Annotated in this window: 19 protein-coding genes; 11 read left to right on the forward strand and 8 right to left on the reverse strand. The window is 55.9% G+C overall.

The window, feature by feature from the left end; translation table 11 throughout:
• The first annotated feature begins 215 nt into the window (after positions 1–215).
• The 10 genes from KCG46_RS03165 to KCG46_RS03210 all read left to right on the forward strand — a co-directional run bounded on the left by KCG46_RS03165 (position 216) and on the right by KCG46_RS03210 (position 6,795).
• Positions 216–1,061 carry a pyruvate, water dikinase regulatory protein gene (locus KCG46_RS03165; protein WP_218403877.1) on the forward strand — a complete coding sequence of 282 codons (846 nt, stop codon included), beginning with the start codon at positions 216–218 and terminating at the stop codon, positions 1,059–1,061.
• A complete protein-coding gene (locus KCG46_RS03170; RefSeq protein ID WP_218403878.1) occupies positions 1,058–1,660 on the forward strand; it encodes a Maf family protein in 603 nt (200 codons plus the stop codon). The genes KCG46_RS03165 and KCG46_RS03170 overlap by 4 nt, the downstream gene beginning before the upstream one ends.
• The gene (gene aroE, locus KCG46_RS03175; protein ID WP_218403879.1) at positions 1,657–2,514 is read left to right on the forward strand and encodes a shikimate dehydrogenase; all 858 of its coding nucleotides are present in this window, start codon (positions 1,657–1,659) and stop codon (positions 2,512–2,514) included. Before KCG46_RS03170 ends, aroE begins: the two co-directional genes overlap by 4 nt.
• Positions 2,511–3,110, forward strand: coding sequence for a dephospho-CoA kinase (gene coaE / locus KCG46_RS03180; RefSeq protein WP_218403880.1), 600 nt, complete (start codon positions 2,511–2,513; stop codon positions 3,108–3,110). Before aroE ends, coaE begins: the two co-directional genes overlap by 4 nt.
• A 62-nt stretch (positions 3,111–3,172) precedes the next feature.
• A complete protein-coding gene (gene dnaQ / locus KCG46_RS03185; protein WP_218403881.1) occupies positions 3,173–3,880 on the forward strand; it encodes a DNA polymerase III subunit epsilon in 708 nt (235 codons plus the stop codon).
• Positions 3,881–3,936: 56 nt separating this feature from the next.
• Positions 3,937–4,500: a ribosome hibernation-promoting factor, HPF/YfiA family gene (gene hpf, locus KCG46_RS03190; RefSeq protein ID WP_218403882.1), complete on the forward strand. Its 564-nt coding sequence runs from the start codon at positions 3,937–3,939 to the stop codon at positions 4,498–4,500.
• A 157-nt stretch (positions 4,501–4,657) separates the two neighbouring features.
• Positions 4,658–5,119, forward strand: coding sequence for a PTS sugar transporter subunit IIA (locus KCG46_RS03195; protein WP_218403883.1), 462 nt, complete (start codon positions 4,658–4,660; stop codon positions 5,117–5,119).
• Positions 5,109–5,585 (forward strand): PaaI family thioesterase, encoded by a 477-nt coding sequence (locus KCG46_RS03200; RefSeq protein WP_218403884.1) that lies wholly within the window; start codon positions 5,109–5,111, stop codon positions 5,583–5,585. The genes KCG46_RS03195 and KCG46_RS03200 overlap by 11 nt, the downstream gene beginning before the upstream one ends.
• The gene (locus KCG46_RS03205; RefSeq protein WP_218403885.1) at positions 5,582–5,923 is read left to right on the forward strand and encodes a DUF1491 family protein; all 342 of its coding nucleotides are present in this window, start codon (positions 5,582–5,584) and stop codon (positions 5,921–5,923) included. The genes KCG46_RS03200 and KCG46_RS03205 overlap by 4 nt, the downstream gene beginning before the upstream one ends.
• Before the next feature lie 200 nt (positions 5,924–6,123).
• On the forward strand, positions 6,124–6,795 hold the full coding sequence (locus tag KCG46_RS03210; RefSeq protein ID WP_218403886.1) for a cell wall hydrolase: 672 nt from the start codon (positions 6,124–6,126) through the stop codon (positions 6,793–6,795).
• 73 nt (positions 6,796–6,868) lie between these two features.
• Here KCG46_RS03210 and xth read toward each other — a convergent pair whose 3' ends face one another.
• The 3 genes from xth to KCG46_RS03225 are packed head-to-tail and all read right to left on the reverse strand — an operon-like array spanning position 6,869 to position 8,531.
• Positions 6,869–7,681, reverse strand: coding sequence for an exodeoxyribonuclease III (gene xth, locus KCG46_RS03215; protein ID WP_218403887.1), 813 nt, complete (start codon positions 7,679–7,681; stop codon positions 6,869–6,871).
• 50 nt (positions 7,682–7,731) lie between these two features.
• The gene (locus KCG46_RS03220) at positions 7,732–8,061 is read right to left on the reverse strand and encodes a HesB/IscA family protein (protein ID WP_218403888.1); all 330 of its coding nucleotides are present in this window, start codon (positions 8,059–8,061) and stop codon (positions 7,732–7,734) included.
• Between the two features lie 38 nt (positions 8,062–8,099).
• Positions 8,100–8,531, reverse strand: a complete 432-nt coding sequence (locus tag KCG46_RS03225; RefSeq protein WP_218403889.1) for a CBS domain-containing protein — start codon at positions 8,529–8,531, stop codon at positions 8,100–8,102.
• A 147-nt stretch (positions 8,532–8,678) separates the two neighbouring features.
• Here KCG46_RS03225 and KCG46_RS03230 point away from each other — a divergent pair, with 147 nt between their 5' ends.
• The gene (locus KCG46_RS03230) at positions 8,679–8,996 is read left to right on the forward strand and encodes a hypothetical protein (protein WP_218403890.1); all 318 of its coding nucleotides are present in this window, start codon (positions 8,679–8,681) and stop codon (positions 8,994–8,996) included.
• A 23-nt stretch (positions 8,997–9,019) separates the two neighbouring features.
• Here the strand turns inward: KCG46_RS03230 and KCG46_RS03235 are convergent, their stop codons facing one another.
• From KCG46_RS03235 to KCG46_RS03255, 5 genes are all read right to left on the reverse strand, one after another.
• The gene (locus KCG46_RS03235; protein WP_218403891.1) at positions 9,020–9,433 is read right to left on the reverse strand and encodes a (2Fe-2S) ferredoxin domain-containing protein; all 414 of its coding nucleotides are present in this window, start codon (positions 9,431–9,433) and stop codon (positions 9,020–9,022) included.
• Positions 9,430–11,559 carry a S9 family peptidase gene (locus tag KCG46_RS03240; protein WP_255551738.1) on the reverse strand — a complete coding sequence of 710 codons (2,130 nt, stop codon included), beginning with the start codon at positions 11,557–11,559 and terminating at the stop codon, positions 9,430–9,432. Before KCG46_RS03240 ends, KCG46_RS03235 begins: the two co-directional genes overlap by 4 nt.
• 108 nt (positions 11,560–11,667) lie before the next feature.
• Positions 11,668–12,144, reverse strand: a complete 477-nt coding sequence (locus KCG46_RS03245) for a DUF2497 domain-containing protein (protein ID WP_218403893.1) — start codon at positions 12,142–12,144, stop codon at positions 11,668–11,670.
• 51 nt (positions 12,145–12,195) lie between these two features.
• Positions 12,196–13,671 carry a TolC family outer membrane protein gene (locus tag KCG46_RS03250; protein ID WP_218403894.1) on the reverse strand — a complete coding sequence of 492 codons (1,476 nt, stop codon included), beginning with the start codon at positions 13,669–13,671 and terminating at the stop codon, positions 12,196–12,198.
• Complete coding sequence (locus KCG46_RS03255) at positions 13,671–14,285, reverse strand: protein-L-isoaspartate O-methyltransferase family protein (RefSeq protein ID WP_255551739.1); 615 nt, start codon at positions 14,283–14,285, stop codon at positions 13,671–13,673. Before KCG46_RS03255 ends, KCG46_RS03250 begins: the two co-directional genes overlap by 1 nt.
• Positions 14,286–14,425: the final 140 nt, after the last annotated feature.

A 14,425-nucleotide genomic window follows, 5' to 3' on the forward strand; every position in this document is an offset into this window, starting at 1 on the left:
CCATTTGCGAATGCGAATCTGGATGTTTGCGTGGTCAAGCCAATTCTATCCACGCTCTCCCCAGCCTGTTCACAAACTCTATCCCGTGTCGACAAACCGTCCGACAAATTCAAGGGTTGCGAGGATGAAATTTCCTCCCATGCTTGTCGACCGTTCTTTGCCGTGGTTTATGCCCTTGTCTATCCACAAGCCCGAAAGCATCCTGCACTCCGATCATGAACAGACTGAACCTGCATCTCGTTTCGGATTCCACCGGCGAAACGCTGGAAATGATCGCGAAAGCGGCGCTTGCTCAGTTTGATGATCCCGAAGTGAGTCGCCATTTCTGGCCAATGGTCCGTTCACGTCAACATCTGGACAGGATTGTCCCCGATCTTGCCGACAATCCGGGCTTGGTGCTCTTCACACTTGTGAACCCTGACACGCGCGAGCGGCTCGAGGAGCATTGCCGACATCTCGGGCTTCCTGCTGTCCCCGTGCTTGATCAGGTTACAGCAGCGCTGGAGGCGCAGTTGGGTCAAGAGGCGCATGGCAGGCCGGGCCGCCAACACTTGATGGATGAAGACTATTTCAAGCGTGTCGATGCAATCCAGTTCACGATCGCGCATGATGATGGTGTCGGGCACGAAAATTGGGAAGAAGCTGACATTGTTCTGGCCGGGGTTTCGCGCAGTTCAAAGACGCCGACGAGTATCTATCTGGCCAATCGCGGGTATAAAACGGCCAACATTCCAATTGTCGTCGAAAGCCCCCCGCCAAAGTCACTCTTCCAACTGCGCCATCCGCTTGTTGTCGGCCTTACAACTGCGTCTGAGCGGCTCGTGCAGATTCGGCGCAACCGGTTGCTTTCGCTCAATGAGGGTACAGAGACATCTTATGTGGATGATGAGCGCGTCAAAGCCGAACTCCAATATGCGCGCCGTATGTTTGCAGACAATGGCTGGCCGGTTATCGATGTAACGCGGCGGTCAATCGAAGAAAGCGCCGCTGCAATTATTCGGCTTGTCCAAGAACGCGAGCGCAAAGACCAGCAAGTCGACGGAGTTTCAAAGCCGATATGAAAGCCGCCCCACCGCGCCTGATCCTTGCGTCAAAATCCGCATCGCGCCGCGCGATGCTTGATGCCGCAGGTGTTCCATATGAGGCGATCCCCGCTGATGTTGATGAACGCGCCATCGAAGCGGAGCTTTCTGGTGCCGCTTCAGCAGAGATTGCCGAAGCTCTAAGCGTGGCGAAGGCTGCTGCCCTGGCTCCGGCGCATCTGGATGCTTTCGTGCTCGGAAGTGATTCGCTGGTCGTTGTTGACGGACAACGTTTCGACAAACCGACATCGCGTGAAAACGCTGCGGAGCACCTCAGATTTTTCTCTGGTAAGACGATTGAATTGCACAGCGCGGCGGCATTGGTTCGGGATGATACGTGCGAGTGGACCTATACAGACCTTGCGCGGCTTACCGTCAGAGATCTCTCGGATGAGTTTATTGAGCACTATTTGGAGCAGGAATGGCCCGCGGTCGGCTATACGGTCGGTGTTTTCCGGATCGAAGCGATGGGTGTGCAATTGTTTGGAGAGATTACAGGTGACCAGTTCACTGTTCTTGGAATGCCATTGCTTCCGGTCTTGGGCGCGCTCCGCGAGCATGGCGTGTTGCAGGCATGAATATGCCGTACGCCCATGTAATTGGTGATCCGATTGCCCAATCAAAATCGCCGCTTATCCACGGATTTTGGCTGGAAAAACTCGGCATCGCGGGCCGTTACAAAGCGCGCCATGTCGAGGATGGGGGCCTGCGCGATTATCTATCGAAATATCGTGAAGATGGCAGCTGGATTGGCTGCAATGTTACCATGCCGCACAAACAGAGCATAATTTCAGAGATCGACGCTCTTGATCCGGTCGCCGAAACGCTTGGTGCTGTGAACACCGTTGTTAGACATGAAAACGGTGTACTCAAAGGCTTCAACACCGACGCGGAAGGATTTCTCGAACCGCTTAAGCCGCTGCTTGAGGCAGAGCATCTGTTCCGCATGGCGCGGATAATCGGCACTGGCGGTGCAGCTCGGGCGATTATCGCCGCTTTGGCGGACAATGGCTTTACCCTTGTAGTCGCAGGACGCAATCCCAGCAAAGCGCGTGCCTTGCTTGATGAGTTAGCGCCGCGAGGCGAGCATCACGCGATTGACCTATCCTATTTTGCTGAGCCGACTGACTTTCCATTCGATGATCGCGACAGATGTCTCGACTTGGTTATCAACGCATCGCCGCTGGGTATGGAAGGTAATCCACCGCTCGCCTTCGATTGGAGCCACGCACCGCCGGGCAGCATCGCCTATGACATTGTGACCAATCCATTGGAAACACCGTTCCTGAGATCTGCCCGTGAAGCGGGCTGTCCGACGATTGGTGGTCTTGCCATGTTGATTGGTCAGGCGGCCGCCGCGTTTGAGAAGTTTTTCGGTGCCCAGCCCCCTCGCGAGTATGACGCAGAGTTGCAAGGGTTGCTCACCAAATGACCCGACCTGTTATTATTGGTCTCACAGGTTCGATCGGCATGGGCAAATCGACTGTAGCTTCGATGTTTCAGGCAGCGGGCATTCCCGTGTTTGACGCCGACGCCGAAGTGCGGGCGATGCAGGGGCCGGATGGAGAGCTGAACTCCGTTATCGAAAAGGCTTTCCCCGGCAGCACCGGTCCAAATGGTGTGGACCGCGACGCGCTAGGAAAACTGGTCTTCGGCGATAAAGAAGCGCTGGAGCGGCTGGAGGATATTGTGCATCCAGCGGTAGGCAAAAAGCGCATGCAATTTCTGAGCGACAACGCGGATGCGCCGATTATTGTGTTCGACATACCTCTTTTGTTTGAAGGTGGCGGCAACGAATCAGTCGATGTCGTAGTTGTGGTATCTGCTCCTGCAGAGGCCCAGCGTAAACGCGTTTTGGCTCGAGCCAACATGACCAGCGAAAAGTTCGAGCATATTCTTACGCTTCAGGTGCCAGACGCCGAAAAGCGCGAACGTGCCGATTATGTCATTGATACTGGCACGACGCTTAATGAGACACGGGCGCAGGTGGAGGCTCTTCTCGAAACAATCACGGTGAAGCGGGATTAAGCTCCGATCTGGAGACATCAGACCCCTTGCGCTTCGCTGAACTTGGGTGAATAACATTCCCAATGCGTGAGATTGTTTTCGACACCGAGACCACCGGCCTAGACCCCAAGACAGGGGACCGAATGGTTGAAATTGGTTGTGTTGAAATGGTTGGTCGGGTCGAGACGGGCAACACCTATCACGCTTATTATAACCCGCAACGTGACATGCCATCCGCTGCCGAAGCGGTGCACGGCCTTTCGATCTCGTTTTTGGAAACGAAGCCGAAATTCTCCGAAACAGCGGATGAATTGCTGGAATTCCTCGGCGATGCGCCGCTCGTTGCGCACAATGCGGGGTTTGACTTCGGATTTCTCAATTCCGAGCTGGAGAAGATCGGCCGGGAGCCGATTTCGCTCGACCGGATGGTCGATACCGTGGCCATTGCCCGGAAACGCCATCCCGGCGCGAAACTCTCTCTCGATGCACTTTGCTCGCGCTATGGGATTGATCGCAGTCACCGAGTGAAGCACGGCGCGCTTCTCGATGCGGAATTGTTGGCGCAAGTCTATGTTGAGCTTAATGGCGGGCGCCAGATCGGGCTTGAACTGGCAGCCGACGCTGAGGTTGCGGCAAGCACTTCTGATACATCGAATTTTGCCACGCCGGCTTTGCCGAAAAGGCCAGACAAGCCGCGCAGGGAACCGCGACCGCATATCGCTTCGGCCGAGGAGTTGGCGCGTCATCAGGAATTTGTGTCCGGGATCAAAGATGCGATCTGGGCTCGCTGACCACCAAAGTGGTCAGCTAGAACGAGTGTAACAACGAAAGAGGAGAGCGGGCGACGATGGATATCCGGATATCGGGCCACCAGGTGGAAACAGGCGCTGCTTTGCAGGAGCATGCATCGGATCGATTAAGCGGAATTGTCGAAAAATACTTCGACGGTGCGCTGTCCTCTCATGTTACGTTTGGCAAAGCGCCCGCAGGAGCATTCCGCTGCGATATCATTACCCACGTCAACCACGGCACAATCCTCAAGGCGCAAGGCAGCGCGCATGATGCGCATCAGGCGCTCGACAACACAGCCGCCAAGATTGAAAAGCAGTTGCGCCGGTATAAGCGTCGCCTGACCGACCGTCACGAACGTGCAAGCCAGGTGCGTGCCGAGGAAGAAGCGGCCTACACCATCTTTGCGGCGGATGAGCCAGAACAAGAAGTGGTCGCTGAAGCGCCGCCAATCATTGCGGAAACCAGCGTTGATATTCCCACAGCCAGCGTTGCAGATGCCGTTATGATGCTGGATCTGCGCGATACCACAGCGCTGTTCTTCAAAAACGCTGGAACTGAGCGACACAATATGGTTTATCGCCGCGCCGATGGCTCGATCGGCTGGGTTGAGCCACGATAGAGCCACAATTCTGTCGTTTGAGAAAGCGACAGGCCGCATAGATGGTCTAAACCACGCTAAGCAGAAGAGGCGCCGCACCCCCGTTCGCGGCTTCTTCTCGCAGCGTGTGGTACCTGCCCTCCGAATGGGCAAGCTAACTTGGGATTTTAAACTCGCAATGGACGTAAACATAACCATGCTGCCAGAGGCGGTCATAATCGATCGTTCGGAAACAAAGCAGCAAGTTCTGACCCAGATTTCTCAGCACTTTGCCAAAGTATATGGTCTCGACAGCACCGAAATGCTCGATGGCCTTGAGCAGCGCGAAGCGCTTGGTAGCACCGGTTTTGGCCGCGGTGCAGCGATTCCGCATTGCCGAAGCTCACAGGTGCGGCGTCCGACGCTGGTTCTGCTTAAACTGGAGCAACCTATCGACTTTGCTGCCGCTGATGCTGTGCCAGTATCGCTGTTTTTTGGCCTGGTTTCGCCCGAAAATGCCGGAGCAACGCATCTGCATGCGTTGGCGGCGATTTCGCGGTTCATGCGGGATGAAACGATGATCCAGGCACTGAATGATGCCTCTGACGGTGAGGCGATGTTCGCATTGCTGACGAATCAATTCCTGCGCGATGCCGCCTGAATCCAAGAACGATATGAATTCCGGTGCGCAGCTGCATTTTCGCGCGCTGGAACGGCTCTACACTTCGGCGCCGATCAACGACAAATTTGCATCGCGGTTGGAATTGCCTGCCGAAGGCCGTTCGCGGCTGACCTTCACGATAGATGAAGCCGTGTTTCACGCTGCTGGCGCGGCCCACGGCACGATCTATTTCAAAATGTTGGATGATGCAGCGTTTTACGCCGCGAACACGCTCGCAACAGATCGCTTTCTTCTAACGACCAGCTTCAACCTTCACTTTACCAAGCCGGTGCGTGCGGGTGAGGTTGTGGCCGAAGGCCGCTGGGTCAGCGGCAAGCGGAGGGTATTTGTCGCCGAATCGAGGCTTGTCGATGCTGAGGGCGAAGAAATCGGCCGAGGCACGGGCACATTTATGCGCTCGCACATCGCGCTTTCCAGCCTCCCGGGATACTCAGCAAGCGAATGAGCGAACCCGTTCGCCTTCCGGCACATCTCGAGATTTCCAGCTTGATCCGCCTTGCGGAATCGAATGGCGGGTCTGCCATGGTGCTTGCCAAGGGTGAGCGCGATGGCGGCACGATCCTGATCGTAACCATGTTTCGCGGCGCCAATGCGACGCTTTTCGAAAGAATGTCCCAGCTTGATGGTACGCGATCATTCGTACCGTCAAAATCACAAGATATTGAAAAACCGTATGAATTTTCGGAGTATCTTGATCGCCGCCGTCAACAAGATCCCGATATCTGGATTATTGAGGTGGATATCGCCGACGCAGAACGGTTCATCGCACTTCTGCCGCATTAACTTGACTTAGTTTCAATTGTGACTACTTGCGCCCCTGCTTCCACATGCGGGGGCTGACAACACGGCAATACGGTCGTGGGATCAGCACGCAGACGGGGGGCAGCCGGCAGGTTAGGCCGAACCATCAAAAAACTTGCGTAACAATCGCAACAGGTTCCCACCTGCGTCGGAGCTCGCTCACCGCACAAAAAGTAGTTTTGATGAGTCGTAAGACTTACTCTTTAAGCGCAGTCGCTATTGCAGCAACTGCCGGTTTGAGCTTCTCTAGCGCCGATGGTGCAGGAGCTTTCGCACAGGACGCAGCGGCCCTTCCCGCAGCGGATCAAATCGAATCCCCAGTTGAAGAGCTGGTTGAAATTGTACCTGAAGCGACCGTTTTCGTGTCCGAAGAAGTGGTGCAAGAGATCTCTGAAGATCAGGCCGATATCGAAAACGCCGAATCAACCTATAGCGCCCAATCGCTTCGCGAACTGGTCGGCATGGTTGATCAGGGCGACGATATGACAGAGCAAATGCGCTGCCTTGCCGGTGCGGTCTACTTCGAATCGCGCGGCGAACCGCTTGCTGGCCAGTTGGCAGTCGCTCAGGTTGTCATCAATCGCGCCGACGATCGCCGCTTTCCTGCAAGCTATTGCAGCGTCGTCTACCAACGTGCGCAATTCTCATTCGTGAAGAATGGCCGGATGCCGCGGATCAAAACCGGCTCTGCTGCTTGGAATCGTGCAAAATCGATCGCCCGCATCGCGCATGACGGAATGTGGGAATCAGAAGCAGGCGAAGCTGTGTATTTCCATGCGAATTATGTCCGTCCAAAGTGGAGCCACCGCAAGACACGCACCGCCAAGATCGACACGCATATTTTCTATCGTTGAACTCATCATCCGATAGAGCATTCAAAGCCCCCGCCCTCACCGGCGGGGGTTTTTGTTTCACCCAAATGCGGCGCTAACCCCTCAGCGAAGCCCATGTAGGTGCATGATCGCTTGCCTTTTCGCGGCCTCGATGGTCGCGGTCGACACCAACTGATTGCAATCGGTCTGCAAGCTCTGGCGTGAGCAGGATATGATCGATGCGGAAACCGTGATCGCGCTGCCATGCACCGGCCTGATAATCCCAATAGGTCCAGACACCGCCGCGCGGGTTGAGTGTACGCACAGCATCGGTCCACCCGTCAGCGAGTAGACTTGAATATGCGGCACGGCTTTCTGGCTGCATCAGGGCGTCCGAGGCCATTGCTTTAACCGAATATGTGTCATCGTCTTGGGGGATCACGTTGTAATCGCCCAAAACTGCGGCAGGAACCTCCTCCGCCCAAATCTCGCCCATCCGGGCGCGCAGCTTTTCCATCCATGCCAATTTGTAATCGAACTTTGGCCCGGGCAGCGGATTGCCATTGGGAAGGTATATGCAAACGATACGTGTCGTCGCGCCGTCCTGGCCGGTGATATCCGCTTCAAGATACCGGGATTGCTCGCCCTCCCCCTCTTTCGGACCATTAATGCCCAAACCGCGCTGAATTTCCTTTGGTGGCTCAAATCCGGCCTTGCCATCTGTTAAGATGGCAACCCCGTTAAAGCTCTTCTGACCATGCCAGATTGCGTGGTAACCAAGCTCTTCAAACTCGGATGCGGGAAAGCCCTCATCCTGGCTCTTGATCTCTTGCAGGCAGGCGACCGAGGGCCGCGTTTCCTCCAGCCATTCTTTCAATCGCGGCAAACGCGCTTTGATACCGTTGATGTTATAAGTGGCGATCTTCATGGCAGTGCTCATCCTTAGGCTTCTGCCTGAATTGGCGCTGCCGGTAAAACCTAAATCCCGAAGCTTGATCCACAGCCGCAACCGGCCGCAGCCTGCGGGTTTTCGACCTTGAAGGCTGCGCCGCCGAGAGATTCGACGAAATCGACCACGCTGCCACCAACCAGATCAAGGCTGATTGGATCGACGACAAGCTTCACGCCGTCCGTCTCGCTTACCACATCATCTCCAGCCGGAGCGTCGGCCAAGTCGAATTTGTACTGAAAGCCTGAACAACCACCACCCTCGACCGAAAGCCGCAAGATTGCAGGTTTCGTCTGCTTTCCCGCAATCCAAGCGATCCGCTTTGCTGCTGATGGTGTGAGAGTGAGTGTTTCGGCCATGGTGCTGAATTTAGGCGCGCAATGCCCATTCCACAAGCTTAAGCGGTCTGGATATAATTCCGGATCGCCGCAGCTTCTTGCTCAACCGCATCAATTTTGTCCTTAACGAGATCGCCAATCGAAATGAAAGCGACCAGCGCGCCATTCTCAACGACCGGAAAATGGCGGAAACGACGCTTTGTCATCAGGGCCATGGCTTCGTCGATTGTGGTTGAAGGCTCGACCGTGACAGCAGGGGAGGTCATGATCGCCTCGACCGGCATATTCAGGCAACTCGCGCCCTGTTCTGCAAGCCTGTAGATCACATCACGTTCAGAGATAATGCCCGCAACGGCGCCCGCGCGCATCACCGGCAACGCACCGATACGTTTGCCCGCAAGCATTGAAACGATTTCAGAAACCGGCGTGGTCACATCGCACGCGACGATATCCGACCCTGATCGACCTGCAATAATCTTTGCGATTGTCATGTGTGACCTCCTTCATTTGCACCAAAATGCCACTTTTGCGGCTGAAAAGCGAATCCGGCTTCGTCGCTGGCAAATTCACGCGAACTTGCAACCCCAGTTGCAACGGACACCATTGCAATGCGGCACTCGTCCATTCATGGGGAGGCTATGGCCAAGAAATCACCGCTCGATGATCCGGAAACTGCCGCGCATGCCTGGGCACGGTATAGGAAAATCATGCGACTGCTTATGGCGGTTACTGTCGCGGTCGTGCTGATCGCGATCACAGTGCTCTATGCATTCAACGGTGCAATATCGGTTCATTTCTATATCGCGGTTGCGCTTGGCATTGCGTTTACAATGCTGCTTACCGGTGGCCTGATGGGGCTCGTGTTCCTTTCCAACGGCACGGGTCACGATGAGTCGGTTGATAACCGGCTACCCAGCGCAGATGAGCTGTTTGGCGACAAGAAGGATGATGAATAAGCGGCCTTTTAGAGGCTCAGCCTTCAACTCGCGGGTTTGAGCCGATAGTCCTCAACAGGTCGGCCGCCGATCAAATGCTCTTCGATGATCTGCTCAAGCGCGTCAGGATGACAGGAATGGTACCAGACACCTTCCGGCCAGACGACCGCGATGGGCCCCGCGCCACAGACCTGAAAGCAATCGGCTTTTGTGCGCTGAACGCCGCCGCCTGCACCTTTAGGGTGCTGTTCTGTCCGTTTAGGCCCCACTAAACCCCGCTCTTTCAAGCGATCTTTGAGGAATTGCCACGCAATTTCACCTTCGGCGCGGGAGCAGCACTTCTGTTTCTCGGACAGCGCGCACAGAAATATGTGCCGCTCGATTCCATCGCCCTTGCCTGCGTTTCCGTACTTTTTCGCCAGCGCGGTCTGCGCAGCAAGCTTGCTCGTCTCGGTCATTCGACTTCGGCTTTCGGCTCGCTTTCGTCTAGCCAACGATCCAGCCAATCGAAGACCGTTTTGTGCCATTGCAGCGAGTTTTCCGCACCGAGGACCCAGTGATTCTCATCGGGAAAAACCAGTAGCTGGGACGGAATATTTCGCTCTTGTAGCGCCGTGAAGCTCTGCAGCCCTTGGGTATACGGCACGCGGTAGTCTTTCTCACCGGTGATCACGAGCATCGGCGTTTGCCATCGATCGACATGATTCACCGGGTTCCAGCGCTCATATTCATCGCTTGCCTCAGCATAAGATCCGCCAAAGTCCCAGCGCGGAAACCACAGCTCTTCCGTCGAGTAATAGAAACTGCGCATGTCGAACAAGCCATCATGCTGGACCAGACAATTGAACCTGTCCGGCCATTTCCCAGCGATCCAGTTGACCATATAGCCGCCATAGCTTGCGCCCATGGCACATGCCTTGCTGCCATCGATCTGTTCATCCAGTTTGAGTGCGGCGGCGAGGCCTTTCTGTAGGTCCTCCAGCGGCTTACCACCCCAGTCGCGGTTGATCGAATCCATGAATTCCTGCCCATATCCCGCGCTACCATGGAAGTCGACGGATATGACTGCATACCCTTGGCTGGCGACCACACGCGGGTTCCAGCGGCTGGACCATCCGTCACGGAAACTGCCTTGTGGTCCGCCGTGAATATAGAGAATCGCTGGAATCGGGCCTGTCTGATTCTCCAGCCGTGTGATCTGACCCCAGACTGTGTCACCCTTGGCGCCGGGAAAGCTGAAACGGGTAGTCACCGTTGAAGCGAGCTCGCCCATCCGGCTGGTCACTATATCGGTAAGAGGGCGCGCTTGGCCCATGCCGTCTGACAAGAACAACTCGCTAGGTACGCCGATGGAGTCGCGGGTGAACAGCAGCCGGTCACCCGAAAGAGGGACGATATTGCCAATATGCGCTTCGTTGCCGGCCATCAGGTCGAGCTTGGTTGTCTCACCCGAAACAGGATTGATACGGAAGACTGGTGTATCAAGTACATCAGCAGCGGTGGCGAGCAGGTATGATCCGTCCGCGCTCCATTCCAATCTGCCAAACGACAAGTCTACATTCTGCGTCAACGCGCGCGTCTCGCCGGTTGTCCGGTCACGCAGTTGCACCACCATGCGATCGGATTCGTATCCTGGTCTAGCCATGGCAAGGTAGGCCAGAAATCGTCCATCAGGCGAAGGGGCTGGCGCGGTATCTACCGCTTTGTTCGCATCGGTTATGACCAGCGGAGGCCAGTCTGAAATTGAAGCGAAATAGATGTCGTGGTCTGTCGAAACCGGTTCATTGGCATTGGCTTCGCGGGCGACGAAATACACGCCTGATCCGTCTGGTGCCCATGCAATGTCTCCGCCGCCACCGAATGGCATCGTTGGCGTGTTACCCTTTATGCCCGAAGGGTCGACACCGCCGTCTACAGGCGCTCCGTCACCAACGACTTTGCCATCCACCAAACCAAACAGGAATGTCCGATTGTAGACACCGGGGGTTGCCCAGCGGTCCCAGTGGCGGAAGAAGCCCTCATCGCCTTGGTATAGTCTGCCACTTCCCGGACCGGGCAAATGCGCGGCGGTACTATCGGCACAGCCAAAGCTGGGGCAGTCACGCGGAATCTCTGCCCAAAGGGCCACCGCATTGCTTGTAGGGGCAAGCTTAAAACCGGCGATATCGGTATCCGGCATGTCGGCGACCAGCATCGGCCCTGTCACATTGCCGTTTCCTTCGAGCGCTGCGCGCCACAGGCGTGAGCGGGGTTCCTGCTGTTCATCAAGATGCTCTGTGCTGAGGAAATACAGGAAGTTGTCCTGACCGAAGGCAAGGGCATAGGCTTCTATCGGCAATTCAAACGGCACCGGCGATGCATCTGATTGCTGAAGATCGAGGACATAATGTTGCCGTGACCGGTCAAGCGTATCGGGGTCGGTCTCAGTTACTGAAAAAACCGCATAGCGATCCATCGCCACCGTCGCGCCGCTGAGGCGAGGCATGGTCACAAGGTCTGTTGCCGTCATCGGCGGCGCCTTCAAACCATCAACTGTGTGATCTTCGGCGGCAAGCGGCGCCGAGGCGAGAGCAGTTGCCGTCATTGCGGCACTGATTAAGGGCATCAATCGCATGAATTGAGCGACTAACGCGGTTCTTGGTTGTGCGCCAGTGAAACTGAAATGTTGGACCTTAAGTTTGGCTGGGTGGCCTTAGGCTTTCTTGCCAGCGATCCGTGCGATTTCAGCCTGAACCATCTTCTCAACCATGGAAGGCAGATTTTTATCCAGCCATTCGGCGAGCATTGGCCGCATGAGTTCGCGGGTCAGATCTTCGAGAGAGGTTTCGCCGGAGCGAACGATCTGCGGACGGGCGCTAGGTTCGGAAAGCATGGCAAGCGCGGCAAGGTTTTCCTGCATCGCGCCGCGAACTTCCTCTGTCACCAGCGGCGATTCGTCGTCAGCAGCGGTATCACCTGCCTCTGCTGGGGATTCCAAATTTTCGAGTTCCATCTCAGCAAGGTCCAGAACATCTTCCGAGCTCGCCTCTAGCTGCGCGTCTTCTTCGGCGCGATCAGCATCTTCCTCGCGGCGCTTGCGCGTTTGGATCGCGCTCTCACGATTGTCGCGAGCGATCACTTTCTTGATCGATTCAAGTATCTCTTCGACCGATGCTTCGTTGTGCGCCACTGCATGCCCCAGATTTTTCGCTGTTAACCATTCCGAATCAGAACGCTGCCTTTACTCGCCGGGTTCCAAACGGGGGCCAATCATCGCGTCAGCGGGCGGAATGTCAACGGTTCTGGTCGACTTCGGTTCGGCTTTCGGATCGCGGTCCCAGTCCCACTGCTTTCCGCGAACCCGTTCATAATTAACCATAGGATCATAAAGCGGACCTCCGGTATCCAGGTTAAGGTCGCGCGCCTCAGCCTTGCCCATAAGGGCAAGCAAGTTGAAGCCAGCGACATAGGCATTGCGACGCGCAGTCACCAGCTGAGCGCGGGCGGATAGCAATTCCTGCTCCGCATTTAGCACATCTAGGATCGAGCGATTACCGATCGAGTTTTCCGCGCGGACGCCTTCAAGGCTTAACTCCGCGGCTTCCACCGCCAATTGCGAGCTTTCGATCACTCTGTTGGCCGCGCGCCAATTTGCATAGGTCGCACTTGTTTCGCGAATAATCTGACGTTCGGAAGCGATCACACTTTCAAGCGCCGAACTCTCGCGTGCGCCCGCCTGGCGTTGTCTGGCAGCTGGCAAGCCACCCTGAAATAGTGGTACGGTTAAGCGTAGACCGACATTGGCGGTTGTCTCGCTTTGTAGGAAGTCAGCGGAGATCGGTCCGCCCAGCGTGCCGTAGAAATCACTGTAGTCGACATTGGTGAATACCCCGACCGTGGGTAACCGGCCGGCGCCCGCAGCCTTCGTATCAAACCCTGCGGCTTCGGCGCTTTCTTTTGCTGCGATCAAGTTCGGATTGTTGTCGAGTGCTGTACGGATCGCCTCGTCCACAGTGCCTGGAAGGCCGGGGAGTGGTGGTGGAGCTTGGAGTTCTCCTGCTGCCTTGCCGACCAGCTGCACATATGTTTCGCGCGCCCCAATCAGGTTCGCTTGAGCTTGCTGAAAATCGCCTTCGGCCTGAGCAAAGCGAGATTGAGATTGCGCAACGTCCGTACGGGTTAGATCACCGATTTCAAAACGGTCGCTAGTCGCTTCAAGGTTGATTTTAAGCACATCGACCTGGTTGGCGGCGAGCGCTGTGAGTGCCTCCGTCCGCAAAACATCCATATAGGCCGCGACTACTTGGCTGAATATCGCGCTTTCTGTGTTGCGCAGGGATGCCTGCCCCGCTGCGACACGCTCTTTTGCGGCGCGCAGATTGTTCTTCACGGCGCCGCCCGAATAGATCGGCACAAGAATTTGCCCGTTAATGCCGAGATTGCGTTCTGGTGCGGTAAAACTGTTGGCGGAGCGGCGCACGAATTCAATATGCGTTGCGGTTACATTAGAGCTAGGCAGGCCGGGTGCACGTGCGATCGGCACACCTTCATCTGTTGCACGTTGATCGGCGCGGGCGGCTTCCAATGTGGGATTGGTGTTGTACGCCTCCACCAATGCTTCGCGCAGCGTGTCGGCCTGTGCTGGTGCTCCAATCGCAATCGCGCCGGTTCCGGCAGCGGCGAGCAGAGCGCGTTTTAGACCGACATGTGATGTCATCAGAAAGTCCAACTTTTCGGTTTATCAAAATCATGAAGAACGGGGATGCCAAGATCTTCGACCGGCTGAAGTGAAATTTGGTCCGCGACTTTCCGCCCCGATGCAAGGCGGGTGACCTGGCGCAAAAGCAATCCCGAAACGATCCGGCCGCCCTCGGTGACGCATCCTGCAAGTCCATCAGGCAATTGCTCGATTGCGCCATCAATCACCATGAGTGAATAAGAGGCATTCTTTGCAACTTTGCCCGCTGATGCATCGGCGGAGCTGATGGTGTCGAGCTGTCCGACAAGCGGGCGGATCAGTGCAGCGAGATATCCGGTGCCGCCTTCAACGATTAGAACGTTGTCGGATTTGTCCGGGTCTGCTTCGAGAAGAAGTTTACCGTAAAACAGCGGCGAACCAAGATGCGCGTCATCGCTAATGGCAATGGAACGGTCGATATAGGCCAAAGACGCTTTGTCGTCGGGCAGAAATTCCTCGCGCGGAACCGCAAGCATGCGGGCAAGGGCAAACTCTTCGTTCACTCCGCTGGTCCGCAGTTGGCTATCAATCATTGCGCGGCGTGCGGTAGCGGATACTGGTTGGCCAGTGGAGGGGGCAGTCATGGTCGTCATATCAACTCCAGATTACTGTATTAGTCTAACAATACAGCGCGTCAACCCTTCCTAGCTTTAACCGACTGAATGGCCAAGTGGTTTGGCTCCCGAATACAGTCACATGATATCCCTTTGACCTGTAGCGCCCGCGATGCTTA

It is taken from the genome of Erythrobacter crassostreae (assembly GCF_019204045.1).
Lineage (GTDB): Bacteria > Pseudomonadota > Alphaproteobacteria > Sphingomonadales > Sphingomonadaceae > Erythrobacter > Erythrobacter crassostreae.

Coding starts and splice junctions, on each gene's coding strand:
- KCG46_RS03165 (WP_218403877.1), top strand. CDS start 216: ATGAACAGACTGAACCTGCATCTCGTTTCGGATTCCACCGGCGAAACG.
- KCG46_RS03170 (WP_218403878.1), top strand. CDS start 1,058: ATGAAAGCCGCCCCACCGCGCCTGATCCTTGCGTCAAAATCCGCATCG.
- aroE (WP_218403879.1), top strand. CDS start 1,657: ATGAATATGCCGTACGCCCATGTAATTGGTGATCCGATTGCCCAATCA.
- coaE (WP_218403880.1), top strand. CDS start 2,511: ATGACCCGACCTGTTATTATTGGTCTCACAGGTTCGATCGGCATGGGC.
- dnaQ (WP_218403881.1), top strand. CDS start 3,173: ATGCGTGAGATTGTTTTCGACACCGAGACCACCGGCCTAGACCCCAAG.
- hpf (WP_218403882.1), top strand. CDS start 3,937: ATGGATATCCGGATATCGGGCCACCAGGTGGAAACAGGCGCTGCTTTG.
- KCG46_RS03195 (WP_218403883.1), top strand. CDS start 4,658: ATGGACGTAAACATAACCATGCTGCCAGAGGCGGTCATAATCGATCGT.
- KCG46_RS03200 (WP_218403884.1), top strand. CDS start 5,109: ATGCCGCCTGAATCCAAGAACGATATGAATTCCGGTGCGCAGCTGCAT.
- KCG46_RS03205 (WP_218403885.1), top strand. CDS start 5,582: ATGAGCGAACCCGTTCGCCTTCCGGCACATCTCGAGATTTCCAGCTTG.
- KCG46_RS03210 (WP_218403886.1), top strand. CDS start 6,124: ATGAGTCGTAAGACTTACTCTTTAAGCGCAGTCGCTATTGCAGCAACT.
- xth (WP_218403887.1), bottom strand. CDS start 7,681: ATGAAGATCGCCACTTATAACATCAACGGTATCAAAGCGCGTTTGCCG.
- KCG46_RS03220 (WP_218403888.1), bottom strand. CDS start 8,061: ATGGCCGAAACACTCACTCTCACACCATCAGCAGCAAAGCGGATCGCT.
- KCG46_RS03225 (WP_218403889.1), bottom strand. CDS start 8,531: ATGACAATCGCAAAGATTATTGCAGGTCGATCAGGGTCGGATATCGTC.
- KCG46_RS03230 (WP_218403890.1), top strand. CDS start 8,679: ATGGCCAAGAAATCACCGCTCGATGATCCGGAAACTGCCGCGCATGCC.
- KCG46_RS03235 (WP_218403891.1), bottom strand. CDS start 9,433: ATGACCGAGACGAGCAAGCTTGCTGCGCAGACCGCGCTGGCGAAAAAG.
- KCG46_RS03240 (WP_255551738.1), bottom strand. CDS start 11,559: ATGACGGCAACTGCTCTCGCCTCGGCGCCGCTTGCCGCCGAAGATCAC.
- KCG46_RS03250 (WP_218403894.1), bottom strand. CDS start 13,671: ATGACATCACATGTCGGTCTAAAACGCGCTCTGCTCGCCGCTGCCGGA.
- KCG46_RS03255 (WP_255551739.1), bottom strand. CDS start 14,285: ATGACGACCATGACTGCCCCCTCCACTGGCCAACCAGTATCCGCTACC.